Source organism: Gordonia sp. DT218 (genome assembly GCF_049847105.1).
GTDB lineage: Bacteria > Actinomycetota > Actinomycetes > Mycobacteriales > Mycobacteriaceae > Gordonia.
The window spans coordinates 105,353-129,654 of record NZ_JBNCNS010000007.1 but is presented as its reverse complement, the minus strand read 5'-3'; the positions used below and the strand labels follow the sequence as shown (position 1 = coordinate 129,654).

General features: G+C 68.7%; 20 protein-coding genes. 13 read left to right on the top strand and 7 right to left on the bottom strand.

The genetic code is table 11. The features are described from left to right. Window positions 1-4: 4 nt before the first annotated feature. From tatC to ACPXCG_RS22115, 3 genes are all read left to right on the top strand, one after another. Window positions 5-994 carry a twin-arginine translocase subunit TatC gene (tatC, locus tag ACPXCG_RS22125; RefSeq protein WP_425794420.1) on the top strand — a complete coding sequence of 330 codons (990 nt, stop codon included), beginning with the start codon at window positions 5-7 and terminating at the stop codon, window positions 992-994. Beyond that, window positions 991-3,798: a DEAD/DEAH box helicase gene (locus ACPXCG_RS22120; RefSeq protein WP_425794419.1), complete on the top strand. Its 2,808-nt coding sequence runs from the start codon at window positions 991-993 to the stop codon at window positions 3,796-3,798. Before tatC ends, ACPXCG_RS22120 begins: the two co-directional genes overlap by 4 nt. 206 nt (window positions 3,799-4,004) lie before the next feature. Then, window positions 4,005-5,042 (top strand): DUF4333 domain-containing protein, encoded by a 1,038-nt coding sequence (locus ACPXCG_RS22115; protein ID WP_425794418.1) that lies wholly within the window; start codon window positions 4,005-4,007, stop codon window positions 5,040-5,042. Between the two features lie 25 nt (window positions 5,043-5,067). On the opposite strand, the gene ACPXCG_RS22110 is transcribed toward ACPXCG_RS22115, so the two are convergent. Together ACPXCG_RS22110 and ACPXCG_RS22105 are read right to left on the bottom strand one after the other, a co-directional pair. Then, window positions 5,068-5,367 carry a putative quinol monooxygenase gene (locus ACPXCG_RS22110; RefSeq protein ID WP_425794417.1) on the bottom strand — a complete coding sequence of 100 codons (300 nt, stop codon included), beginning with the start codon at window positions 5,365-5,367 and terminating at the stop codon, window positions 5,068-5,070. Further along, window positions 5,364-6,350, bottom strand: coding sequence for a 5'-3' exonuclease (locus ACPXCG_RS22105; protein WP_425794527.1), 987 nt, complete (start codon window positions 6,348-6,350; stop codon window positions 5,364-5,366). Before ACPXCG_RS22105 ends, ACPXCG_RS22110 begins: the two co-directional genes overlap by 4 nt. Window positions 6,351-6,402: 52 nt before the next feature. Between ACPXCG_RS22105 and ACPXCG_RS22100 the strand changes: the two genes are divergently transcribed. Beyond that, window positions 6,403-7,515 (top strand): M24 family metallopeptidase, encoded by a 1,113-nt coding sequence (locus ACPXCG_RS22100; RefSeq protein WP_425794416.1) that lies wholly within the window; start codon window positions 6,403-6,405, stop codon window positions 7,513-7,515. A 117-nt stretch (window positions 7,516-7,632) separates the two neighbouring features. Here ACPXCG_RS22100 and ACPXCG_RS22095 read toward each other — a convergent pair whose 3' ends face one another. Then, window positions 7,633-8,034, bottom strand: coding sequence for a PPOX class F420-dependent oxidoreductase (locus ACPXCG_RS22095; protein ID WP_425794415.1), 402 nt, complete (start codon window positions 8,032-8,034; stop codon window positions 7,633-7,635). Between ACPXCG_RS22095 and ACPXCG_RS22090 the strand changes: the two genes are divergently transcribed. Genes ACPXCG_RS22090 through ACPXCG_RS22075 form a run of 4 tightly spaced genes read left to right on the top strand, consistent with a single transcriptional unit; the run spans window position 8,033 to window position 11,604 of the window. Further along, complete coding sequence (locus ACPXCG_RS22090) at window positions 8,033-8,839, top strand: SDR family NAD(P)-dependent oxidoreductase (protein ID WP_425794414.1); 807 nt, start codon at window positions 8,033-8,035, stop codon at window positions 8,837-8,839. The two genes, ACPXCG_RS22095 and ACPXCG_RS22090, sit on opposite strands and share 2 nt — an antisense overlap. Next, window positions 8,836-10,062, top strand: a complete 1,227-nt coding sequence (gene cbiE / locus ACPXCG_RS22085) for a precorrin-6y C5,15-methyltransferase (decarboxylating) subunit CbiE (protein WP_425794413.1) — start codon at window positions 8,836-8,838, stop codon at window positions 10,060-10,062. Before ACPXCG_RS22090 ends, cbiE begins: the two co-directional genes overlap by 4 nt. Continuing rightward, on the top strand, window positions 10,059-10,826 hold the full coding sequence (locus ACPXCG_RS22080; protein WP_425794411.1) for a cobalt-precorrin-4/precorrin-4 C(11)-methyltransferase: 768 nt from the start codon (window positions 10,059-10,061) through the stop codon (window positions 10,824-10,826). The genes cbiE and ACPXCG_RS22080 overlap by 4 nt, the downstream gene beginning before the upstream one ends. Next, on the top strand, window positions 10,819-11,604 hold the full coding sequence (locus tag ACPXCG_RS22075) for a cobalt-precorrin-6A reductase (protein WP_425794410.1): 786 nt from the start codon (window positions 10,819-10,821) through the stop codon (window positions 11,602-11,604). The genes ACPXCG_RS22080 and ACPXCG_RS22075 overlap by 8 nt, the downstream gene beginning before the upstream one ends. A 1-nt stretch (window position 11,605) precedes the next feature. Here the strand turns inward: ACPXCG_RS22075 and cobJ are convergent, their stop codons facing one another. Genes cobJ through ACPXCG_RS22060 form a run of 3 tightly spaced genes read right to left on the bottom strand, consistent with a single transcriptional unit; the run spans window position 11,606 to window position 14,946 of the window. Further along, a complete protein-coding gene (gene cobJ / locus ACPXCG_RS22070; protein WP_425794409.1) occupies window positions 11,606-13,099 on the bottom strand; it encodes a precorrin-3B C(17)-methyltransferase in 1,494 nt (497 codons plus the stop codon). A gap of 5 nt (window positions 13,100-13,104) precedes the next feature. Beyond that, complete coding sequence (locus tag ACPXCG_RS22065; protein WP_425794408.1) at window positions 13,105-13,728, bottom strand: precorrin-8X methylmutase; 624 nt, start codon at window positions 13,726-13,728, stop codon at window positions 13,105-13,107. A 12-nt stretch (window positions 13,729-13,740) separates the two neighbouring features. Continuing rightward, window positions 13,741-14,946 (bottom strand): precorrin-3B synthase, encoded by a 1,206-nt coding sequence (locus ACPXCG_RS22060; protein ID WP_425794407.1) that lies wholly within the window; start codon window positions 14,944-14,946, stop codon window positions 13,741-13,743. Window positions 14,947-15,181: 235 nt separating this feature from the next. Between ACPXCG_RS22060 and cobN the strand changes: the two genes are divergently transcribed. The 5 genes from cobN (at window position 15,182) to ACPXCG_RS22035 (ending at window position 23,660) form a co-directional block, all read left to right on the top strand. Then, on the top strand, window positions 15,182-18,808 hold the full coding sequence (gene cobN, locus ACPXCG_RS22055) for a cobaltochelatase subunit CobN (protein ID WP_425794406.1): 3,627 nt from the start codon (window positions 15,182-15,184) through the stop codon (window positions 18,806-18,808). Window positions 18,809-18,953: 145 nt separating this feature from the next. Continuing rightward, entirely contained in the window at window positions 18,954-19,454 is a 501-nt protein-coding gene (locus ACPXCG_RS22050) for an FxsA family protein (RefSeq protein ID WP_425794526.1), read from the top strand. A 36-nt stretch (window positions 19,455-19,490) separates the two neighbouring features. Continuing rightward, complete coding sequence (locus ACPXCG_RS22045; RefSeq protein WP_425794405.1) at window positions 19,491-21,131, top strand: amidohydrolase; 1,641 nt, start codon at window positions 19,491-19,493, stop codon at window positions 21,129-21,131. Further along, window positions 21,128-22,831, top strand: a complete 1,704-nt coding sequence (gene lnt / locus ACPXCG_RS22040) for an apolipoprotein N-acyltransferase (protein ID WP_425794404.1) — start codon at window positions 21,128-21,130, stop codon at window positions 22,829-22,831. The genes ACPXCG_RS22045 and lnt overlap by 4 nt, the downstream gene beginning before the upstream one ends. Before the next feature lie 64 nt (window positions 22,832-22,895). Continuing rightward, window positions 22,896-23,660 carry a polyprenol monophosphomannose synthase gene (locus ACPXCG_RS22035; protein ID WP_425794525.1) on the top strand — a complete coding sequence of 255 codons (765 nt, stop codon included), beginning with the start codon at window positions 22,896-22,898 and terminating at the stop codon, window positions 23,658-23,660. Between the two features lie 88 nt (window positions 23,661-23,748). Here the strand turns inward: ACPXCG_RS22035 and ACPXCG_RS22030 are convergent, their stop codons facing one another. Further along, on the bottom strand, window positions 23,749-24,093 hold the full coding sequence (locus ACPXCG_RS22030) for an RNA polymerase-binding protein RbpA (protein WP_124707309.1): 345 nt from the start codon (window positions 24,091-24,093) through the stop codon (window positions 23,749-23,751). Window positions 24,094-24,302: the final 209 nt, after the last annotated feature.

Below are 24,302 nucleotides of genomic sequence, written 5' to 3'. Positions count from 1 at the left end.
CCGCGTGCGAATTTCTCTCGACCCGAGACGCCGTAAACGCAAGCTCAACCCCGACGGCACCATGCCGTTGGTGGAGCATCTCTACGAGCTCCGCACCCGAGTTGTCATCGCGATGCTCGCGATCGTCGTGACGACGATCATCGGCTTCATCTGGTACACGCACGGCCTGTTCGGCACCCCGTCACTGGGCGAGTTGCTGCGCGGGCCGTACTGCGATCTGCCCTCGTCCTCACGAGCAACGCTCACCGCCGACGGTTCGTGCCGCCTCCTGGCGACCGGTCCGTTCGATCAGTTCATGTTGCGACTCAAGGTCGCACTGACCGCCGGCGTGGTGCTCGCCTGCCCGATCTGGCTTTATCAGATCTGGGAGTTCATCACCCCCGGTCTGCACTCGAACGAACGCCGATACGCGGTCGGTTTCGTGTCTGCCGCCGCCGCCCTCTTCGTGACCGGAGCGATCCTTGCCTATCTCGTCGTCTCGAAGGCCTTCCATTTCTTGCTGACGGTCGGCAACGACGTGCAGGTGACCGCGCTGGCCGGCGACCAGTACTTCGGGTTCATGCTGCATCTGCTGATCATCTTCGGCGTCAGCTTCGAGTTGCCACTCCTGATCGTCGCGCTGAACATCATCGGCGTCCTGACCTATGAGCGTCTCAAGTCGTGGCGTCGTGGGTTGGTGTTCGCATTGTTCGTCTTCGCGGCGATCGCGACCCCCGGGCAGGATCCCTTCAGCATGCTCGCGTTGTCGGTCGCGTTGACGGTGCTCCTGGAGGTCGCGATCCAGTTCGCGCGGATCAACGACAAGCGGCGCAAGCGGCAGGCGGCAACGGATTGGTCGTCGATACCCGACGACCAGGCGAGCCCGCTCCCGGCGACCGGTCCCTCACCCACGGCGTCGCCGATGGCACCGTCGCAGCCCGCCCGCGGCGGGCAGAGCGCCTCGGCAGTCCGTACCTCGGTGCGAGACCGCGACACCTTCGACGACATCCTGTGAGCCGGCTCGACGAGTTCACCGACCGGCTCGCCTTCCGGCTCGACGACTTCCAGCGCCGCGCCTGCGTCGCATTGGAAGCCGGGCACGGCGTCCTCGTGTGCGCGCCGACCGGCGCGGGGAAGACGATCGTCGGTGAATTCGCCGTTCACCTCGCGCTCGCGGGCGGAACGAAATGCTTTTACACGACGCCGATCAAGGCACTGAGCAACCAGAAGTACGCCGACCTGGTCGCGATCCACGGGGCCGCCTCGGTCGGTCTGCTGACCGGCGACCAGTCGATCAACTCCGACGCACCGGTGGTGGTGATGACCACCGAGGTCGTGCGCAATATGATCTACGCGGACTCGCGTGCGCTGCAAGGTCTTTCCCATGTGGTGATGGACGAGGTGCATTTCCTTGCGGACCGGTTCCGTGGTGCCGTGTGGGAGGAGGTCATCCTGCACCTCGAACCGTCGGTGCGGGTCGTGAGTCTGTCCGCGACGGTCAGCAACGCCGAGGAGTTCGGCGACTGGATCCAGACCGTCCGCGGCGACACCACCGTCGTCGTGGACGAACACCGCCCGGTTCCGCTGAGCCAGCACATGCTGGTGGGCACCCGCATGTTCGACCTCTTCGACTCGGCCGCCGACACCCCGAGCCCGTCGAAAGCGGCGCGTGCGCAGGTGAACCCGGAGCTCAAACGCTACATCCGACACCGGGTCCTGACGGCCGACGACCGGGGCGACCGCGGTCAGGGCCGGGGCCGTCGCGGGCCGCCGCCGCGGGGCGGGCGACGAGGTGGCGGCGCTCGGCCGCCGTCCCGCCCCGATCTGGTCGCGCGTCTCGATCGGGAAGGCCTGCTGCCGGCGATCGGCTTCATCTTCTCCCGCGCCGGCTGCGACGGCGCCCTCGCGCAGTGTCTGCGGTCCGGGCTGAATCTGCTGACGCCACCGGAATCGCAGGCAGTGGACGAGGTGGTGGACCGACACCTGACCGAACTGTCACCGGCCGACGAGGAGATCCTCGGGGTCGCCGAGTGGCGGGCGGGGTTGCGACGGGGCTTCGCCGCGCACCACGCGGGGCTGCTGCCGACGTTCCGGCATACCGTGGAGGAGCTCTTCACGCTCGGTCTGGTCAGGATGGTCTTTGCTACGGAGACACTCGCGCTGGGCATCAACATGCCCGCCCGCACCGTCGCCCTCGAGCGGCTGATCAAGTTCAACGGCGAAGCCCACGTCGACCTGACGCCCGGCGAGTTCACGCAGTTGACCGGTCGGGCCGGTCGGCGAGGGATCGACGTCGAAGGGCACGCGGTGGTCGTGTGGACCCCCGACCTCGTGCCCGAAGAGGTCGCGGGTCTGGCGGGCGCCCGCACCTTTCCGTTGCGCAGCTCGTTCCAGCCCGAGTACAACATGGCGGTCAACCTGATCGGCCGCCTCGGCCTCGCCGGGTCGCGCGAACTCCTGAACCGGTCCTTCGCCCAGTTCCAGGCCGACCGATCCGTGGTCGGTGAGGCGCGCAAGGCCGACGAGGCCCGTCGCCGGTTGCGCAAACTCGATATCGAACTGACCGGGGCGGCCGAGAACCGGGGGCTCGAGCCGGGTGTCCTCGAGCCCGACGTCGACAATCCTGACAGCCACGACTCCTATCAGGGGTTCCTCGGGTATGTGCAACTGCGCGAGGACATCCGGCGCCGTGAGCGCGACCTCAAGTTCGAGCGCCGCACGGCAAACACGCAGTCGACGGTGGCCGATCTGGCTGCGTTGAAGCGCGGACACGTGATCGGCCTGCACGGTGGTCGCCATCGAGGTCTCGCGGTGGTTCTCGAACCGGCCGCGCAATCGGTCGATCCCAAGCCGCTGGTGTTGAGCGAAGACGCCTGGTGCGGCCGGGTCGGCACCCGCGACTTCGTCAATCCACCACAGGTCCTCGGCAACATGCGGTTGCCAAAACACCTCGATCGGCGCACCGGGAAAGGGCGCCGCGACCTCGCGTCCGCACTCCGATCAACCGGGATCGAGATGCCGCGCGGTCGCTCGAAGAAGCGCGCCGCGGCCGCGGATGATCGTGAACTCGGGCGTCTGCGGTCGATGTTGCGGAATCATCCGGCGCACCGGCTCGACGGCAACGACGAACTGTTCCGGCTCGCCGAGCGACGCAATCGGGTGGTCCGCGAGATCGTGTCCGCCGACCGTGCGATCGGGGAACGTACCTCGACGCTGGGCGTGCAGTTCGGCCGGATCGTCGGAGTCCTCACCGAACTCGGGTATCTCGATGGATCGGGCGGACGGGAGACGTCCGTGACCGCGGCGGGTCATCTACTCAGCCGAATCTACAGCGAGAGCGACCTGCTCGTGACCGAGTGCATCAGGGCCGGGGTCTGGGACGCGTTGGCTCCCCATGAACTGGCCGCGGTGGTTGCCGCGATGGTCTTCGAGGCTCGCCGGGAGAGCTATTCGGGTATCGACGCCATGCCCGGCAATGCCGCGCAGCGCGACGCTCTCGCCCGTACCGTCGAGATCTGGCGGGAGGTGACCACCGTCGAGTCGAGGCATCGCGTCGACGCCACTCGGGAGCCGGACACCGGATTCTCGGTTGCGGTGTCGCTGTGGGCATCTGGACGTTCGCTCACCGAGTCGCTGGCCGCCGCGGGGGAGCGTGGTCAGTTGCTGTCGCCGGGTGACTTCGTCCGGTGGAATCGTCAGGTCATCGACCTGCTGGAGCAGATCAGGCTCGGCGTGGGGGCCGATACCCGGCTCGCCGGTTCCGCACGCGCGGCCGTCGGCGCGATTCGGCGTGGCGTGGTGGCTGCCGAGCTGCGCTGATGGCGACCCAACTGCTGTACCACACGCGCATCAGGAGCGCGCTGGGCTCCCGACGTGTGAGGTAACGTTCTCCACGCGGTCGGGAGTACGGGGTGGGCCGGTTCGACCACTCGCCGTGGGACCTGCGGCGGGGCGCTTTCCTCCCTCGACGACCGCCATGTCCAGGCGTAACGGTGCCCAGACACCGGGCAGAGCGGGAGAGACGCATGAGCGAGCCGAACGATCCGAACCGTCCGAGCGGACAGCAGCCGGAGTCGGATGGATCGGACCCGGTGACGGCGCCGGATGCCTCGACGCCGGGCGCGCCACCCGCGCCGCAGACACCGCAACCCGAATACCCGCAACCAGGCTTTTCCCAGGCCGGCCATCCGGATCAAGGTCCAGGGCAGGCCGACCCCGCGCAACCGGGTCTCGGCCAACCCGTTTACGGGCAGCCGGTGTACGGACAGCCCGGCCCGGGGGAGCAGGTCCCGGGTCAACATGACTACGGCCAACAGGGCCAACAGGGCCAACAGAACTACGGCCAGCAGAATTATGGACAGCAGAATTATGGACAGCCGAACTTCGGCCAGCAGGCTTACGGTCAGCCCGGGTACGGCAACCCGGCCGTTTACGGCGCACAACCGCCGACTGCCGGCACCTTCCCGCCGGCCCAGGGGTACCCCGGGCAGCCCGGCGAACACGGTGCACCGGGCCAGTACGGGGCTGCGGGGCAATACGGGGCTGCGGGCCAGTACGGGGCTGCGGGGCAAAACGTTGGCGGGCAGTACGCGGGCTCGGGTCAGTACGGTGATCCGTCCCAACAGGGGGGCGGCTACGGCCCGCCGCCCGGCGGTCAACCCCAGCAGCAGTATCCGGGCCGGCCACCGTACGGTCAGTTCGGTGGCGACCAGTTCTCGTCGATGGCCACGCCTCCGGCAAAGTCGGGTCGACGCAGACTGCTGTTGTTCGGTGGCGGCGCCGCGATCCTGATCGCGGCGATCGTCCTGATCACCGCATTCGTGGTGCCGGGCTGGGCGCCGAAGACGATCTCACAGGACGCCGTGCAAGACGGCGTCAAGAAGGTGCTCACCGAGGACTACCAGGCCAGCGAGGTCTCCGACGTCCAGTGCCCGTCCGGCGAACGCGTTGAGCAAGGGGCTTCCTTCACCTGCAAGGCCACCGTCGGCGGCCAGCAGCAGACCGTCACGGTGACATTCCTCGACGATGACGGCAAGTACGAGGTGTCTCGCCCGACCAGCTGATTCGCGCTCCCGACCGCGCGTGTGTTCAGGCCGGATCGGTGGTGATCGTGTACTCGCGGTGGAGATGGCGAGTGGCGGCGCCCCATTCCGACGTCGCGGCCCGACGTTGATGGGCGTCGAAGGCATCCCGGTCCGTGAAGCATTCCGCGACCATCATCCGGTCCGGATGATCGGGACTCGGAGTGACCGAGAAGGCGACACACCCAGGCTCGGCCAGGGTCAGCCGTCGATGCCGCTCGAGCAGCGCGTCCACGAGTGCGCGTTCTTCGACGGGGACGAGAATCCAGCCGGTGAGACGAACCTCGATCCCTGATCGTGGGTTCATCCGTCCGATCGGGCGGGCCAATCGAGGGCTTTGGCCAAGCGCGCCACCGACGTCCCGATGCCGAGTTCGTCGATCAGATCGGCGAGCCCGCCGGGATCGGCAGGCGCGTCCGGCAGCCGGTCGTCATCGGTGCTGTCGATGGTTTCCGCATCGGTGCGGACCAGCACCACCGTGCGGGCAGCCGTCAGATAGTCGGCGGAGGCCAGCAACGACTTCCGTGCTCGCGTGGGCAGTGACGATGCGCTGTCTCCAGCGGCGGTCTCCAGGGCGTCGAGGCTACCGAACTCGCGGATCAGTTTCGCCGCGGTCTTCTCACCGATGCCGGGAACACCGGGCAGCCCGTCGGACGGATCGCCGCGCAGCATCGCCATCTCGGCGTACGCGATGCCCGCCCGTTCCTCGGGAACCGCGTATTTCTCGGCGAGCTCGACCGGACCCATCATCTCCGCCTTCGCCAGGCCCCGACCCACGTAGAGCACCCGGACCTCGACCGGATCGTCGGAGACGACCTGCAGGAGGTCTCGATCACCGCTGACCACGACGACCGGGTCGGTCGACTCGTCGTAGGCCAGGGTGCCGATCACGTCGTCGGCCTCACAGCCGATCGCACCCGAGGTCGCGATCCCGGCGCAGCGGAGCACATCGAGGATCATGTCGACCTGCGGTGTCAGCGTGTCCGGGACCTCCTCGAGGTCGGTGACCGGAGCGCCGTCCGCGTCGTCGATGATCCCGCCAGGCGTGTGCGGGACCTCCTCGGCCACCCGATGGGCCTTGTAGGAGGGGATGAGATCGGTGCGGAACGCCGGCCGCCAGTCGAGATCCAGGCAGACGACGAGCCGGGTGGGCCGCTCCCGGGTGACAAGGGCGGCAATGGTGTCGACAAAACCCCGGACCGCGTTGACCGGGCGGCCATCTGGCGAGGTCATCTTCTCCGGCAGGGCGTAGAAAGAGCGGAACCACAGACTCGCTCCGTCGAGGAGCATCAGCGAACCAGCCACGCCCCAACTCTGTCATTGTCCGGCGTAGGCTGCGCTCATGGCCTACCGGTTCTCCTCCGACGTGTACCGCAATCGCCTCGAGAAGGCCCGACAGCTCACCGCCGATGCCGGCCTCGACGCACTCCTGGTGTCCACCGGACCGGACCTTCGATACCTCACCGGCTCGCGCGCGGACACCTTTGAACGCCTCACCGCGCTGGTCGTGCCGGCCGACGCCGATCCACGACTTGTGGTCGCCCGCCTGGAACTGGCGTCGGTCCGCGATTCGGCCGTCGCCGACCTCGGGATCGAGGTCACGGACTGGGTGGACGGACAGGATCCCTACGGGCTCGCCCTCGCCGGATTGCCGGCGTCGTCCAAGCTCGCCGTGTGCGACACGATGCCCGCACTGCACGTCATCCCGATTGCCTCGCACACCGGCTCGACACCCGCGCTGGCCACCGATGTGCTACGTGAACTCCGGATGATCAAGGACGACAGCGAGATCGACGCGTTGCGACAGGCCGGAGCGGCCATCGACCGGGTGCACGCGAGGATGGGGGAATGGCTGCGACCCGGTCGTACCGAGCGTGACGTCGCCGATGACATCCGCGCCGCGATCCTCGCCGAGGGGCATACCGAGGCCGCCTTCATCATCGTGGGGTCCGGCCCACACGGCGCGGACCCGCACCACGAGTACTCCGACCGCGTCATCGAGGCCGACGACATCGTCGTCATCGATATCGGCGGCCCCGTCGACCCCGGATACAACTCGGACTCCACCCGCACCTATTGCTTCGCCGCGCCGGCTTCGGACATCGCCGACGCCTATGCCGCGCTGCACGATGCGCAACGAGCCGCCGTGGAGGTGATCCGTCCCGGGATCGCCGCGGAGCAGGTCGACGCGACCGCGCGAGATCGCCTGCGCGAGTTCGGTCTCGCCGACAACTTCATCCATCGGACCGGTCATGGCATCGGGTTGTCGGTGCACGAGGAGCCCTACATCGTCGGCGGTAACGACATCACGTTGCGGGCCGGGATGGCGTTCAGCGTCGAACCGGGCGTCTACTTCGACGGTCGATGGGGTGCACGCATCGAGGACATCGTGGTCGTCACCGACGACGGCTGCGAAGCGATGAACACCCGACCGCACGAGCTCGCGATCCTCTGATCTGCCGACCGGGCACAGAGTCTCGGCGATCGGGCGCGAACTCGACCCAGTGCGCACGATCGGCAGGATTCTGCGCCCGCTCGGCGGGAATCCAGGCGCGATGGGCGGGTGTGGAAATCAGCCCAGAAGTGTCTTCGAACCCATGACGCGTCGGACCGTGATCTCGATGACCACGCGCCGCGGATTGGGTTTCGGCTCGCGGTAGCGCAGGGCGTAGCGCTCCTCGGCATCCCGGACGTCGTCCGGTTCGCGGCGAATGGTGGCCGGCCCCTCGAGAGTCAGCCACCGCGGCCCGTCGACGTTGGTCACCGAGGCGTACCCACCGCGCTCGACGTTGCGGACCTTCTGATTCCCGTCCGTGGTGATCACCCGCGCGAGACCGTGCTCGCCATCCCAGGTGAAACCGACGGCGACGACGTGCGGGGTGCCGTCGGCGCGCGACGTCGCCAGCGTTGCGAGATGACGTTCGCTGAGGAATTCGGCCGCGGCCGGGCCCAGATCGGTAGGGGTGCGGGTCATGCCCGTCACGCTAGCGGGCGATGCGATACTGGCACCCATGGCCCTGCCACCGACGACCGGAACCATCGTGCTGTTCGGCGGTCGAAGCGAGATCGGCGTCGCGCTGACCCGACGACTCGCGCAGGGCCGCACCGTGGTGCTGGCCGCACGTCGCCCCGATGACCTCGGCGTCGAGGCGTCGCGGTTGATCGAGGCCGGCGCGGCCGAGGTGCACACCGTTGCTTTCGACGCCGACGACACCGCGTCCCACGGAGCGCTCATCGACTCGGTGATCTCCCGATTCGGCCCGATCGAGGCGGCCATCGTGGCGTTCGGGATACTGGGCGATCAGGCCCGCGCCGAGACCGACGTCGAGCATGCCCTGCAGATCGCGCACACCGACTACCTGGCCCAGATCAGTGTCCTGACCCCACTCGCGACCGCACTTCGTGCCCAGGGCTCCGGCACCATCATCGTGTTCTCGTCGGTCGCAGGCATCCGTGTCCGAAAGGCCAACTACGTATACGGGTCCACCAAGGCCGGCCTCGACGGGTTCGCCAGCGGTCTGGCGGATGCACTCCACGGCAGCGGAGTGCACCTTCTGCTCGCCCGCCCGGGGTTCGTCGTCGGGGCAATGACCAGGGAACTCATGGATTCGGGCGTGAAACCGGCACCATTGTCGGTCGATGCCGAACAGGTCGCCGACGCCGTCGCGCGGGCGTACCGACGGGGCAGAGGTGAGGTATGGATTCCGTGGGCCCTGCGACCATTGTTCGTCGGCATGCGGCTCCTCCCTCGCCCGCTCTGGCGGCGGTTGTCTCGATGACGGATCGGTACGTGGTGGTCGGGATCGGCGCCGATGGATGGGACGGCCTCGGCCGGCGGGCCCGCGACGAGCTCTCCGGCGCTGCGATGATCTACGGGTCGGACCGGCAACTCGGACTGCTGCCACCGCTCGCGGCGCAGCTCCGACCGTGGGCTTCGCCGATGAGCGCACACCTGACCGAGGTCCTCGAAACTGCGTCGCGCAGCGGCCCCGACGGGGATAGCACCGAGGCCGCCGGCGCTGTCCACATCCTGGCGAGCGGCGACCCGATGTTCCACGGCATCGGCTCCACGATCGTGCGCGCCGTCGGCGCGGCCCGGGTCGACGTGATACCGACCGTGTCCAGCGCGGCGCTGGCCTGCGCGCGGCTGGGATGGGATCTCACCGAGGTCGGGATCCTGACGACGGTCGCCCGTGACCTGGAATCCGTTGCCGACGCACTCACCGACGGCCGGAACCTGTTGATCCTCAGTCGTGACGAGACGACCCCGGCACAGCTCGCACACCTGTTGACCGACAACGGTTTCGGCTGGTCGTCGATCACCGTTCTGGAACAACTCGGCGGACCCGCGGAACGGATCGTCCGAGGCATCGCCCGCACCTGGGCCGAGCCGACCGGCGCCACACTCAACATCGTCGCCGTCACCTGTGTCGGACCTCATCGCAGCCGGGCGCCGGGGCATCCCGACGACGAGTACGCCAACGACGGCCAGATCACCAAGCAGCCGATCCGCGCGCTGACCGTTTCCGCGCTCGCCCCGAGTCATCGACAACTCCTGTGGGACATCGGTTCCGGGTCCGGCAGCATCTCCATCGAATGGCTGCGGGCGGAACCCACCGGACGGGTCGTCGCATTCGAGCGCGACGACGCACGCAGCGCGCAACTGATCGCCAACGCCGCCCAGCACGGTGTTCGCGGCCGATTGACGGTCGGTGGCGCCGCACCGGAGGCCTTGGCGTCGGCACCCGAACCCGATGTCGTCTTCATCGGCGGCGGACTCAGCACATCCGTACTCGAGGCCGCGTGGGCGGCGCTGAGCGAGGATGGCCGCCTCGTCGCCAACGCGGTCACCCTGGAGAATCAGCATCTGCTCACCGAATGGTATGGCCGCCATGGTGGTTCACTGCGTCGTCTGTCGGTGGAGACGGCGGTCCCATTGGGCACGATGACCACGTGGCGCCCGTCGTTGCCGATCGTTCAGTGGGTGGTGGACAAACCATGACCGTGTACGTCATCGGCGCCGGACCGGGCGCCCCGGACCTGATCACCCTGCGCGGCGCCGAGATCCTCGGTCGCTGTCAGACCTGCCTGTACGCAGGATCGTTGGTTCCGACCGAGCTCCTCGACCGGTGCCCGCCGGACGCCATCCTCATCGACACCGCCCGGATGCCGCTCGCGGAGATCATCTCCCACATCGTCGCGGCGGATGCCGCCGGACATCACGTGGCGCGATTGCATTCGGGTGACCCGTCGTTGTACTCGGCGATGACCGAGCAGCGCCGAGAACTCGTGGCCCGCGGAATCCCGGTGGAGGTCGTGCCCGGCGTCCCCGCGTTCGCGGCCGCGGCGGCTGCTCTCGACTGCGAACTGACCGCACCCGGTGTCGGACAGAGCCTGCTGATCACCCGGGTCTCGACACTGTCGACGGACATGCCGCCGGGCGAGGAACTCGACCGTCTCGCCGCCACCGCTGTGACCCTCGCCCTCCACCTGGCCGCACACCGTGTCACCGAGCTCACCGCTGTCCTGACCCCGCATTACGGAGCGGAATGTCCTACCGCCACTGTCGCGTTCGCCAGTCGGTCGGATCAGCAGATCGTGCGCTGCCGACTCGCCGACCTGCCCACGAGCCTGGCCGACGCGGACATCCGGCGCACCGCGGTGATCTTCGTCGGTCGGGTTCTCGATCCATCCGCCCATCCCGCCGTCAGCGACAGCTACCTCTACTCGGAGGCCCGCATGACAAAGCTGCGGCGCGATGGATGACGCTGATGCGATGAAGGACGGGCCGATCCTGCTGCTCGGGGGCACCGGCGAGGCCCGCGCGCTGGCCCAGCGCATGGGCGACGCCGACATCGCGGTGATCAGTTCGCTGGCCGGCCGGGTCCGTGACCCGCGCTTACCGGTCGGGGACGTCCGCATCGGCGGGTTCGGCGGAATCGACGGTCTCACCGACTGGATTCAGAACCACCACGTCATCGCCGTGGTCGACGCGACGCACCCGTTCGCCACCACCATGACCGATCACGCCGCGACCGTAGCCGACCGAATGGCCCTTCCGCTCTTACGAGTTCGCCGCCCGGCGTGGACGCCCACCGCCGACGACAGCTGGGTGACGGTGCCCGACATACGTGCCGCGGCCCGCGAGATCGACACGCGCGCCGTCCGACAGGGAGATCTGCGCGTCTTCCTGACCACCGGCCGGCAGGACGTCGGGGTGTTCGCCGGCGTCACCGACGCCACATTTCTGATCCGGGTGGTCGACCCGCCGACGGCCGACCTGCCGCCGCGACACCGGATCCTGCGCTCGCGCGGCCCCTACGATCTGTCGAGTGAGCGGGAACTGATGCGTGCGAACGAGATAGACGTACTGGTCACCAAGAACAGCGGGGGAGAACTCACCCGGGCGAAGCTCACCGCGGCCGCCGCGCTCGGTGTCGACGTGGTGATGGTGGACCGTCCGGCCGAACCGGCGTCGGGAGACTCGGTCGATTCGGTGGCCGCCGCGATGGATTGGGTTCTCGACCACCTGGCCGAGAACTGACTCACCCCGGGTGATGCCGCGGCGTGTACACGAGGTCCCCACCCGCCCGCGTCACCGCGGTGGTCGCCGACGACCCGATGATGAGCAATGTGCGCATGTCGACGGTCTGGGGATCGAGTTCGCCGACCGAGATCGTCCGCAGACTCTCCGTCGGTCCGCCCACATCGCGACCGACGACCAGAGTCCGGTCCGGTGAGACCGACTCCAGCAGGATCTCCTTGAGTTTGCCCACCTGCCAGGTGCGATGCGACGACCCGGGGTTGTAGATCGCCACGACGAGATCCGCTGCCACCGCGTGCCGGATCCGGTCGGCGATCACCTCCCACGGCTTGAGCCGATCGGACAGCGAGATGATCGCAAAGTCGTGACCGAGCGGGGCGCCAACGGCCGCGGCGACCGCGCTCGCGGCCGTCACCCCGGGCGCCACCCGAACCGCGACATCGTGCCAACGTGGTTCGGCGGCCACCTCCGCGACGGCCGCGGCCATCGCGAAGACGCCGGGATCCCCGGACGAGACCACCGCGACCCGCGCGCCGTGGGCGGCGAGATCGAGGGCGAACTCCGCCCGCTCGGACTCCACCCGGTTGTCGCTCGCGTGGACTCGCTGCCCGGGTCGGGCGGTGACCCGTGACAGGTAGGTGGTGTAACCGACGAGATCGGTGGCGCGGGCGAGTTCGACCTGCACCTGCGGCGTCGTCTGGTCATCGGCACCAGGGCCCAATCCGACCACCACTACCTCGCCGCGCGCCTCGGCGACGTCCGGCGGGCGATTCGGGTTGTTCAGCGGACCGGGCACCACGATCATCGAGAAATACGGCACCTCATCGGGATTCACGTCGCGGAGCGGCATCACCCGCTGTGCCGGGGTGGACGCACGCTCCACGTACCAGGCCTCGTCTGCCCGGCCTGCCGAGACAAGCGCGTCACGCACCCGGACGAAGGTGCGGCCGAGTTTCAGGACGGCGATGGCGTCCGCGGCGCGGAAGCGGGCGACCAGTTCTGCCGCCGGCAGGGTCCCGGGCACCACCGTCAAGGTCTCGTCGGCTTCCACCAGCGGGATCCCGAGGGCCGCCGACGACGCGCTCACCGACGTCACACCCGGCACGATCTCGGCATCGAACTCGCCGACGAGCCTCTTGTGCATGTGCATGTAGGAGCTGAAGAACAGCGGATCACCCTCGGCCAGCAGCGCCACGTCGCGGCCCGCCCGTAGATGGCCGGCGAGGCGGGCGGCGCTCTCGGCGTAGAAATCCTGCATTGCGCCGGCGTACCCGCCCGGGTGATCGGTGGTCTCGGTCGTCACCGGATACATCAGGCGTTCTTCGGTCTGTCCATCGCGCACGTACGGTGCCGCCACCGACCGCGCAATGCTGTTCCCGTGTCTCGCACAGTGATACGCGATGACATCGGCAGACCCGATGATGCGGGCCGACTTCACCGTCACCAGTTCGCTGTCCCCGGGCCCGAGGCCGATCCCCCAGAGCTTTCCACTCACCGACGTCACTCCTCCGGACTGGCCAATGCATTGATCGCGGCGGCGGTGATCGCCGACCCACCGCGCCGACCGGTCACCGTGATGAACTCCAGGTCGCGGCGGAGCGCCAGGGCCGCACAGGATTCGGCGGCACCCACGAAGCCGACGGGCGCGCCGACGATCGCCGCCGGGCGCGGTGCCCCGTCGTCGATCATCTCCAGCAGCGCGAACAGAGCAGTCGGGGCATTGCCGATCGCCACCACGGCTCCGTCGAGGTGTGCACGCCAGAACTCCAGTGCGGCAGCCGTTCTGGTGGTGCCCAGTCGATCGGCGAGCGCCGGTAGTGATGGTTCGGAGAGGTGACAACGCACGTCGTTGTCGGCGGGTAGGCGTTTACGGGTGACTCCCGCGGCCACCATCGAGGCATCGCAGAGGATCGGTGCGCCCGCTCCGAGCGCCGCACGTGCGGACCGCACGACACCGTCCGTGGCGACCACGTCCTCGGTGAGGTCGGTCTGCCCGCAGGCGTGGATCATGCGCACCACCACCTGCGCCACATCGGGTGCGAAGGCCGCCAGATCCGACTCGGCACGGATCGTGGCAAAGGACTGGCGATAGATCGCGGCGCCGTCACGCAGGTAGTCGCTCATGGTGCGGCCAGCCTATCGGCGGTGCGTCACGTATCCACCGTCGGGAGTCGCCTCGACACTGCGGTGCGGACCGCTGGGGGAGCCGCATCGGCGTCCGCACCCCACCCAGTGTTCGCGTTCCGTCACCGGTTCGCCGTCCCGGATGCGTACCAGCAGATCGTCGCGGACCGGGGCCAGCGCCTTTGCGCATCCCGGGGCGCCGACACAGCAGCTGACCGCGGCCCATGGTGAGGCGGCATCGAAGATCAGGCCCATCGGGGCCAGTACTCGCACCACGGTCTCGGCGACCCCCTCGTCCAGATCGCAGATGAGGATCTCGCGGTCGGGGGTCACGACGATCGGTGCCTGCACGGCGGCCACGAACTCGGCGAGCCGCGCGGGGAGTCGGGCGAGCTCGACGACGGCGCCCAGGAGTACACCGCCGTCGTCCTGGTCGAACCAGCCGACGATCGGGTCGGGAGGCTGCGAGGCGGGAGGCTGCGAGGTGGGAGGCTGCGAGGTGGGAGGCTGCGGGGTGGGACCGCCGACGGCGGGTGCCAGCCGCGCCCGAACCCGATCGTCGAGCTCGGTTCGTTCGGTTTCGGCGAGATCGGCGACCCGCCACGCACCGTGGCAGATATCGATCATGTCCGCCGCGACGGCCAGGAGCTCCGTGGCGACCGTCTCGTCGCCGCGGGCCGAACCGAGCACTGCGCCGCCCACCAGCACATCGGCGACGATCTCGCCCGGCACAGCGGCCGATCGGACGATTGCACAGACATCGGGTTCGCGGCGCGCGATGTCGCCGCGGCCGTCGTCGAGGCCGAACAGGAAACGGCCGGAGAGCGACGCCGACACGTCGGCGGCCTGCAGTCGGTCGTCGAGCAGATCCGCGAGCGGGCGCACGTCGGCGATACCGCCGATCCGGCCGGTCAGCGGGCTGACCTCGATGTTGCGTACCTTGTCGTGGGTCGAGCTCGGAGCGAGGCCCGCCTTGATGACCGCGTCGGCCACCGCATCGACGTCGGTGAGCCCGCGCAGCTGGAGATTGGCCCGCGCGGTCAACTCGAGATATCCGTCCCCGTGCGCGGCCGCGGCCTGCGCGAGGGTCTCGAGCTGATCGGGTCGAATCCGGCCGCCCGGGAGCCGCACCCGGGCAACCGCGCCGTCGGCCGCAACATGTGTCGTGAACACGCCGGGACAGCGGTCGGTGGCATCGCGACGTACGGGTTCGGTCACCTGTTCCAGGGTAGGCCCCCACCGCAGGCCCGCGATGCCCGCGCTGACTAGGCTGAACGCACCGAGGAGCGGCAGAAGCCGGTGCAAATCCGACGCGGTCGCGCCACTGTGACGGTGTTCGACGGTCGACGACCGAGGACATCGAAGCCAGACCTGCGCTCCGGTAACCGCGATACGGCACGACAGACGTCACCACCGACCACACACCGGGCGCGCCATCCCGGCGAGGAGAACCATGATCCTGCTGCTCTCGACTTCAGACACCGACCTCATCACGGCAGCGGCCTCCGACGCGGAGTTCTCCGGCGCCAACCCGTCGCGCATCCTCGTCGACGACATCGGATCGCTGGCCGCAGCCGCCGACATCGTCGTCGTGCGCATCCTGGGTGGCACGCGCGCCTGGGAGGACGGGCTCGCCGCGGTGGCGGCGACCGGCAAACCGCTGGTGGTCTGTTCCGGCGAGCAGCAGCCCGACCCGGACCTGATGGCGCATTCGACCGTGCCGGCCGGTGTCGTCGCCGAGGCGCACAACTATCTCGCGGCGGGCGGCGTGGAGAACCTCGTCAATCTCTACAACTTCCTGTCCGACACGGTCCTGCTCACCGGTCACGGCTTCGATCCGCCGCAGCAGACCCCTGCCTGGGGTGTGCTCGATCGCCCGGCACGGGTCGCCGCCACCTCGGCGCCCACCATCGCCGTCCTCTATTACCGCGCGCAGCACCTGGCCGGCAACACCCGCTACATCGAAGCGCTCTGCGCGGCGATCGAAGAACGCGGCGGGCGCGCCCTGCCGATCTACTGCGCGTCGCTGCGTACCGCGCCCGACGATCTCATCGAACTCCTGGGTACCACTGACGCGCTGGTGGTGACCGTCCTGGCCGCCGGCGGCGCGACGCCGGCGACCGCCTCGGCAGGCGGCGACGACGACGCGTGGAACATCGAACGTCTCGCGGCGCTCGACGTCCCGATCCTGCAGGGCTTGTGTCTCACCGGTTCCCGCGCCGACTGGGCGGCCACCGACGACGGACTCTCGCCCCTGGACGTGGCGACGCAGGTGGCCGTCCCCGAGTTCGACGGGCGCATCATCACGGTGCCGTTCTCGTTCAAGGAGTTCGACGAGAACGGCCTGCCTTGGTACCAGCCGGATCCGGAACGCTGCGCCCGGGTGGCCGGGATCGCGGTGGCACACGCGCGATTACGGCGTACACCTCCGGCGGATCGTCGTGTCGCACTGATGCTGTCGGCGTACCCGACCAAACACGCTCGGATCGGCAACGCCGTCGGGCTCGACACCCCGCGAAGTCTGCTCCACCTCCTCGTCGCGTTGCGGGCGGCCGGCTACGACATCGGACCCGATGCCGGCCCGGACGCGATACCCGGACTGGCCGAGGACGATTCCGATGCCCTCATCCACGCCATCGTCGAGACGGGTGGGCAGGACCCGGACTGGCTGACCGAGGACACACTGGCGGCCAGCCCGATCCGCGTCGCCGCCGAGGACTACCGCCGATGGTTCACCACCCTGCCGGACGATCTCCGGAGCTCCGTGGAAGAACATTGGGGGCCCGCGCCGGGTGACCTGTTCGTCGACAGGTCGTCGCGCCCCGACGGCGAGATAGTGGTGTCCGCCATGCGCTTCGGCAACATCACCCTCATGGTGCAGCCGCCGCGCGGGTTCGGCGAGAACCCGGTGGCGATCTACCACGATCCCGATCTCCCTCCGTCGCACCATTATCTGGCGTCCTATCGCTGGCTGACCGGTCGCGGTGACGGTGCCGCCGACATCGACGGGTTCGGCGCCGATGCGATCGTGCATGTCGGCAAACACGGCAACCTCGAGTGGCTGCCGGGCAAGACCCTCGGCATGTCGGCCGCATGCGGTACCGACGCCGCCCTCGGCGACGTCCCGTTGATCTACCCGTTCCTGGTGAACGATCCGGGAGAGGGCACGCAGGCCAAACGACGTGCCCACGCGGTGCTCGTCGACCATCTCATCCCGCCGATGGCGCGCGCCGAGTCCTATGGCGACATCGCCCGGCTCGAGCAGCTGCTCGACGAACACGCCAACATCTCCGCCCTCGACCCGGCCAAGCTGCCCGCGATCCGTCAGCAGATCTGGACTTTGCTGACCGCCGCCAAGATGGACCACGACCTCGGTCTGTCCGAACGTCCCGACGAGGACGTCTTCGACGACATGCTGCTACACGTCGACGGCTGGCTGTGCGAGATCAAGGACGTCCAGATCCGGGACGGACTCCACGTCCTCGGCCAGGCACCAGAAGACGAGAGCGAGATCGACCTCGTCCTGGCGATGCTGCGAGCACGTCAGCTGTGGGGCGGCACGCAGGCGCTGCCGGGCCTGCGCGAGGCTCTCGGTCTCATCGAGGACGGCAGTGCGGCCCGCATCTCGGTCGATGACGTGGAGACCACTGCCCGCGAGCTCGTCGCCGCCTGCGCAAAGGAGGGCTGGACCCCCGAGGCCGTCGCCGCGACGGCCGTCGGCCATCCGCCCGCCGTGGCCGACGTCCTCGGGTTCGCGGCGCGCGAGGTGGTGCCGCGCCTGCGGCAGACCGGCCGCGAGATCGACCAGATCCTGCACGCTCTCGACGGCGGATTCATCGAGGCCGGCCCCAGTGGGTCGCCCCTGCGCGGGCTGATCAACGTGCTGCCGACCGGACGAAACTTCTACTCCGTGGATCCCAAGGCGGTCCCGTCGCGTCTTGCCTGGGAAACCGGTCGCGCCCTGGCCGATTCGCTGGTGGAAAGGTATGTCGGCGAGCACGGCCGCCATCCGGCGTCGGTCGGCCTGTCGGTGTGGGGAACCAGCGCGATGCGCACCTCCGGCGATGACATCGCCGAGGTCCTCGCGCTTCTCGGCGTGATGCCGGTGTGGGACGAGGCGTCCCGACGGGTCGTCGATCTGGAGTTGATCGACCTCGCCGAGCTCGGACGCCCGCGCATCGACGTCACGGTGCGCATCTCCGGGTTCTTCCGCGATGCGTTCCCGCACGTGGTGACGATGCTGGACGATGCCGTCGCGCTGGCCGCCGCGGCCGACGAGCCCGACGACCAGAATTACGTCGCCGCCCATGTGCGTTCCGCGATGGCCGATCACGGTGATCGTCGCCGCGCGTCGACGCGGATCTTCGGTTCCAAGCCGGGCACCTACGGGGCCGGGCTGTTGCAACTGATCGACTCGCGCGAGTGGCGCAGCGACGCCGATCTGGCGCAGGTCTACACCGAATGGGGCGGCTATGCGTACGGCCGCGACCTCGGCGGCATCCCGGCGGTCGACGATATGCGGACGGCCTACCGACGCATCGCCGTCGCGGCGAAGAACACCGACACCCGTGAGCACGACATCGCCGATTCGGACGACTACTTCCAGTACCACGGCGGCATGGTGGCGACCGTGCGTGCCCTGACGGGGTCGTCGCCGGATGCCTACATCGGTGACAGCACCCGACCGGACTCGGTGCGTACCCGCACCTTGTCGGAGGAGACCAGCCGTGTGTTCCGGGCGCGCGTGGTCAATCCGCGCTGGATCTCCGCCATGCAGCGGCACGGTTACAAGGGCGCATTCGAGATGGCGGCCACCGTCGACTATCTGTTCGGTTACGACGCGACGACCAACGTGGTGGCCGACTGGATGTACGAGAAGCTCACCGAGTCCTACGTCCTCGACGAGGACAATCAGCGATTCATGCAGCAGTCGAATCCGTGGGCGTTGCACGGCATCGCCGAGCGCCTGCTCGAGGCGGTCGATCGGGAGATGTGGGAGGAACCGCCGGCCGACATGCTCGACCGGCTGCGGCAGGTCTATCTGCAGGCCGAAGGAGATATCGAGGGGCGCGCCGAGTGATGTGATCACGGCGACCGTGTGGTCGGAAAGAAATCCTGCGGATTCGGGAGAAAACCGGCACGCTCGATCGTTGGACTGGGCAGAGACCAGGGCGACACCGACCAGCTCGGCCGGTGGACGAGGTCTCGGAAAGGCGGAGATCCTCATGCGGATGATCTACCTTATCGCCTACTTTGCGGTCGAGATCGGTGCTTTCGTCGCGATGGCGCACTTCCTCGGATTCGGCTGGGCGGTGTTGATCACCCTCGCCGCGGTGGTGGCGGGATTCGTGCTGCTCCAGCAACAGGGTCGCAAGGTCTTCGCCGAGCTCCGACGTGCCTCGCGCAACGAAGTCGACCCGCGCGGTCCGCTCACCGACACCGCACTTCTCGCCGCGTCGAGTCTTCTGCTCGTCATCCCCGGGATCGTGTCCACGGTCGTCGGCCTGGTGCTGCTGGCGCCGCCGGTGCGTCGGATGATGCGTCCGGTGGTCGCCGCCGCCGGTGCGCGCCGGTTCGCCGCGACCATGGACCGCGCAGGCATCTATGCCAGCGGCATGTACGTCGGCCGCGGCACCGTCGTCGACGGCACGGTGGTCGATGTCGACGGGTCCGTCGTCGATCCGACACCCGGGCCTGCAGATCGCGGGTTGCCTCGGGGGCGATAGTCCGAGCGCCCGCTCGTCAGGGCACACTGGACCATCGTGACCACGGAACTGCTAGTCGGCGGCGTCGTCTATTCACCGGCCGCCCCGGATGCCACCGCCATGGCCGTGACCGACGGCACCATCGTCTGGGTGGGCAGCGACGACGTCGGCCGGGCGCTGCACCCGGATGCCCGGGTCACCGACCTGCAGGGCCGCTTCGTCGGACCGGGATTCGTCGACTCGCACGTCCATCTCACCTCTACCGGCCTGGGACTCGCAGGGCTCACCCTCAACGAGGCCACGGACCGGTCGGATTGTCTGCGCCGAGTGGCCGCGTTCGCTTCCGTCACCGACGAGGGTGAGCTGATCTGGGGTCTCGGCTGGGACGACTCCGGCTGGCAGGGCGTCGATCCCGATGACCGCCGGTTCCCGACAACTGCGGAGATCGACGCGGTGGTCGGCAATCTGCCGGTCTACCTGGCCCGTATCGACGAGCATTCCGCCGTCGCGTCGACCGCGCTGCGGCGTCTGGTGCCCGACCTCGAAGCCGCCGTCGGTCACCACCCCGATGAACCGTTGGTCGCGGAGGCGCATCACCTAGTGCGCGGGGCGGCCCGCCAACTCGTGACCGCGGCACAGCGCACCCGCGCGCAGCGCCGCGCCCTCGACACCGCGGCCGCACATGGCGTGATCGCCGTCCACGAGAACGGCGGCCCGGACATCAGCGGTCTGGACGACTTCCTCGCCCTCGCCGACCTCGATCACCCGGTCGAGGTGCGTCGCTACTGGGGTCAGGCCGTGCAGAGCGCCGAGCATGCGCGTGAACTCCTGGCGATCAGCCACGCCGACGCCCTGGCCGGCGATCTCTTCATCGACGGGGCGATCGGCTCGCACACCGCCTGGCTGACCGAGCCGTACACCGACCATCCCGGTCACACCGGCATAAGCTACCTCGACTACGAGACCATCCGCGACCACATCCGGGCTTGTACCGAGGTCGGGATCCAGGCCGGATTCCATGTGATCGGCGACGCGGCAACCGCTTCGGTGGTAGCCGCGTTCCAGGAACTCGCCGCCGAACTCGGCACACCGGCCCTGGCCCGGTGCGCCCATCGACTCGAACACGCGGAGATGGTGTCGACCGAGCAGGCCGTGACCTTGGCACGCTGCGGTGTCGTCGCGAGCATGCAGCCGCTTTTCGACGCGGAGTGGGGCGGTCCGGGTGACCTCTACGAGCAACGTCTCGGAGTCGCGCGCACCGCCGGGTTGAACAACTTCGCCGGACATGCCCGCGAGGGGGTGATCCTGGCCTTCTCGTCCGATGCGCCGGTGACACCGATCGATCCATGGTCGTCGATCCGGGCGGCCGTGCATCACCACCAACCGCGCAACGCGATCTCCGCCCGCGGCGCCTTCGCCGCGTCCACGCGCGGCGGCTGGCGGGCCGCCGGCGTCAACGACGGGCTCACCGGAACCCTCGTCCCCGGCGCTCCCGCGAGCTACGCGGTCTGGGACATCGACGATCTCGTGGTCGCCGGATCCCACGCCGGGGTGCAGCGCTGGTCCACCGACCCTCGGTCGCGGGTACCGGCCCTCCCGGACATCACCCCGGGGGCACGACTGCCCAGATGCGTCCGTACCGTCCACCGCGACACCGTCCTGTTCGACAGCGGGGCGCTCGACGGCGGCCCCGCGTGAGTTCGCCTCGGTCCGCGTGGACCGTCCTGGTGGCCCAGACGATCGTCGCCGTGGTCGCGGGCATCGCGATGTGGGCGGCCTTCCCGCCCCGCAACCTCTGGTTCCTCGCGGTCGTCGGCCTCGGCCTGATGGCGATTCTGCTGGGTGCCGGTCGCCCACGGGTTCGCACCGGGGCGTGGCTCGGCTTCGTCTTCGGGCTGGCGTTCTTCGTGCCGCTGCTCCCATGGATCGGTGTCTACGTCGGGCCGCTGCCGTGGCTGGCGCTCGCCGCGGTGCTGTCGGTGTATCTCGCGCTGTTCGGGGTGATCGCGGTGCTCACCATGCGGCTGCCGGTCCCACCCGTCTGGTTCACCCTGTCCTGGGTGGCGGTCGAGGGTTTGCGATCAGCCTTCCCGTTCGGCGGGTTTCCCTGGGGGAGGGCGGCATTCAGCCAGGTCGACGGACCGTTGCTGCCCATGGCGTCGGTGTTGGGCGCGCCCGGGCTCTCGGCGGCGGTGGCGCTCCTGGGCGCGTCGATCGCCTGGTTGTGCCAGATCGTCTTCCGTGCCGTCCGCGACGGCGAGCACCACGGTCGATCGGTGGTCCGCGGAGCCGCACTGGCTGTGGTGCTGGCCCTGATCGGCCCGGTCTCCGCCATCGCGCTGACCCCAGGCACCGTCGACCGCAACGTCGCGTCGTCGTCGGCGCAGGTGTCGGCGGTCCAGGGCAATGTGCCCCGGCTCGGACTGGAATTCAACGCACAGCGCCGCGCAGTCCTCGACAATCACGTCCGGCAGACCGAACGACTCGCCGATGCCGTTCGCAGCGGCAACGCCGTGCAACCCGACTTCGTGGCGTGGCCGGAGAACGCGTCGGACATCTCGCCGCTCACCAACCCGGACGCCGCGCAGGAGATCACCGCGGCGTCAGTCTCGGTCGGCGCGCCGATCCTGGTGGGCACCCTCGTGATGAATCCCGACGGTCGGCCGACCAACACGGTTCTGGTCTGGGATCAGGAACGCGGCCCCGTCGATCGCTACGACAAGCACATCATCCAGCCGTTCGGCGAGTATCTGCCGTGGCGCGGATTCTTCCGGAAGTTCTCGTCGTATGCGGACATGGCAGGCAATTTCCGGCCCGGCTCCGGACCGTCGACGCTGACGGTGCCCGGCCGGTCGGGATCCGTGCAGGTCGGTGTGTCGACGTGCTGGGAGGTGGCCTTCGACAGATCGGCCCGCGCGGCAGTGGACGATGGCGCCCAGATTCTCTATGTGCCGACGAACAACGCGACGTTCGGTCGTACCGAGATGAGCTATCAGCAGCTCGCGATGTCACAGGTGCGAGCAGTCGAACACGGACGCGCCGTTGTGGTCGCCGCCACCAGCGGTGTCAGCGCGATCATCGATCCCGACGGGATGATCACCGCTCAGAGCGGCATCTTCACCCCTGCAGTGCTGTCGAGCCGGTTGCCCTTGCGCAGCGACACCACGCTGGCGACCCGGCTGGGAAGCTGGCCGCAGACCGTGGCGATGATCATCGCGGCGGTGGGGCTTTTGTTCGCGGTGGGACGGCATACTAGGTTCTCACTCAGGCAACGCAGCCCACATCGCCGAGTCACAGACCGCGCCTCCGCGGACCTGGCAGAGCCCGTCGGCCAGGGAGTGGCAAAGGATCACGCGGGGCCCGACGATCAAGCGAAGGAGCTCGGTGGCATTGGGTAGTCCGACACCCGGGAATGAGCAACCGGGGAACAATCAGCCGGCGAGCAGCGACCCGCACGACGAACTGCAGGCAGTCGTCGGAGCACAGGGGGAGCGCGCCCTGGTCGTGATCCCGACGTTCAACGAGCGCGAGAACCTGCCCACGATCGTCACCCGCCTGCAAGCGGCCCTTCCGGGGACGCATGTCCTCGTCGTCGACGACTCCAGCCCGGACGGCACCGGCGACGTGGCGGACAGTATCGCCGCGCAGGACCCGGCCCAGCGCGTCCACGTCCTGCACCGCACGGACAAGGACGGTCTGGGCAAGGCCTATCTGGCCGGATTCGCCTGGGGGCTCGCCCGCGAGTACGCGGTCATCATCGAGATGGATGCGGACGGCAGTCACGCGCCCGAGCAGCTCGGACGATTGCTCGAGGCGGTCAATGCCGGTGCCGACCTGGTGATCGGGTCACGCTACGTGTCCGGCGGGAAGCTGGTGAACTGGCCGAAACGTCGGGAGTTCCTGTCCCGTGGGGCCAACACGTATGCACGACTCGCGCTCGGCGCGAAGGTGCACGACATCACCGCCGGGTTCCGCGCGTATCGACGAACCGTCCTGGAGAAGATCGATCTCGGGTCGGTCGAATCGGCCGGCTACTGCTTCCAGATCGACTTGGCGTGGCGGGCAGTCCGGGCCGGGTTCGACGTCCGTGAGGTCCCGATCACCTTCACCGAACGCGAGGTCGGCGAATCCAAGATGAGCGGCGGCGTGATGACCGAGGCGTTCCTGATGGTGGCGCGATGGGGACTCGAGAGTCGGATGGAACGGTTCGGACTCCGTAAGAACTGACGTCGGGGCATCCCCCATACCGTGCAACCCTCGCAGACGCCAAACGGCCGGACGAGACGAGGTCTCATCCGGCCGTTGTCGACAGCAATCAGTTCGTGACGCCCTTGCGGCGCTGCTTGAGCAGGTCGAGACGCTCGTTCAGGAGCACCTCGAGCTCCTCCTCGGAGCGGCGTTCGAGCAGCATGTCCCAGTGGGTGCGCGGCGGCTTGGTCTTCTTCTCCTCGGGCTCGGCGCCCTCGAGCAGAGTGCCCTCCATGCCGTTCTTGCACGGCCACTTCGACGGCACCTCGGCGTCGTCGGCGAACGGAACGTCGAAGATCTCGCCGTTGTCGGTGCGGTACTGGACGATCCGTCGTGGTGCGAGGTCGTGATCGCGATCGGTCTCGTAGCTCACCGCACCGAGGCGGCTACCCCGAAGTACTCGATCTGCCATGGACAATTCCTCTCAAACATTTCGTCGGGCGCCGGCACGTTCAAGCGGGCCCATCGCTATCGGGCACCGGGAGTGCGTGCGGCACCTCGGCACTGAACAGATTCATTCTACGCGTCAATCGCGGCTCGCCGGGCGAGCCACGAGGGGCGACCTCCTGTGGCCCCAGGTACGGTCATAGCCGTGGACGACCCTCGCCGACGCCCGTACTC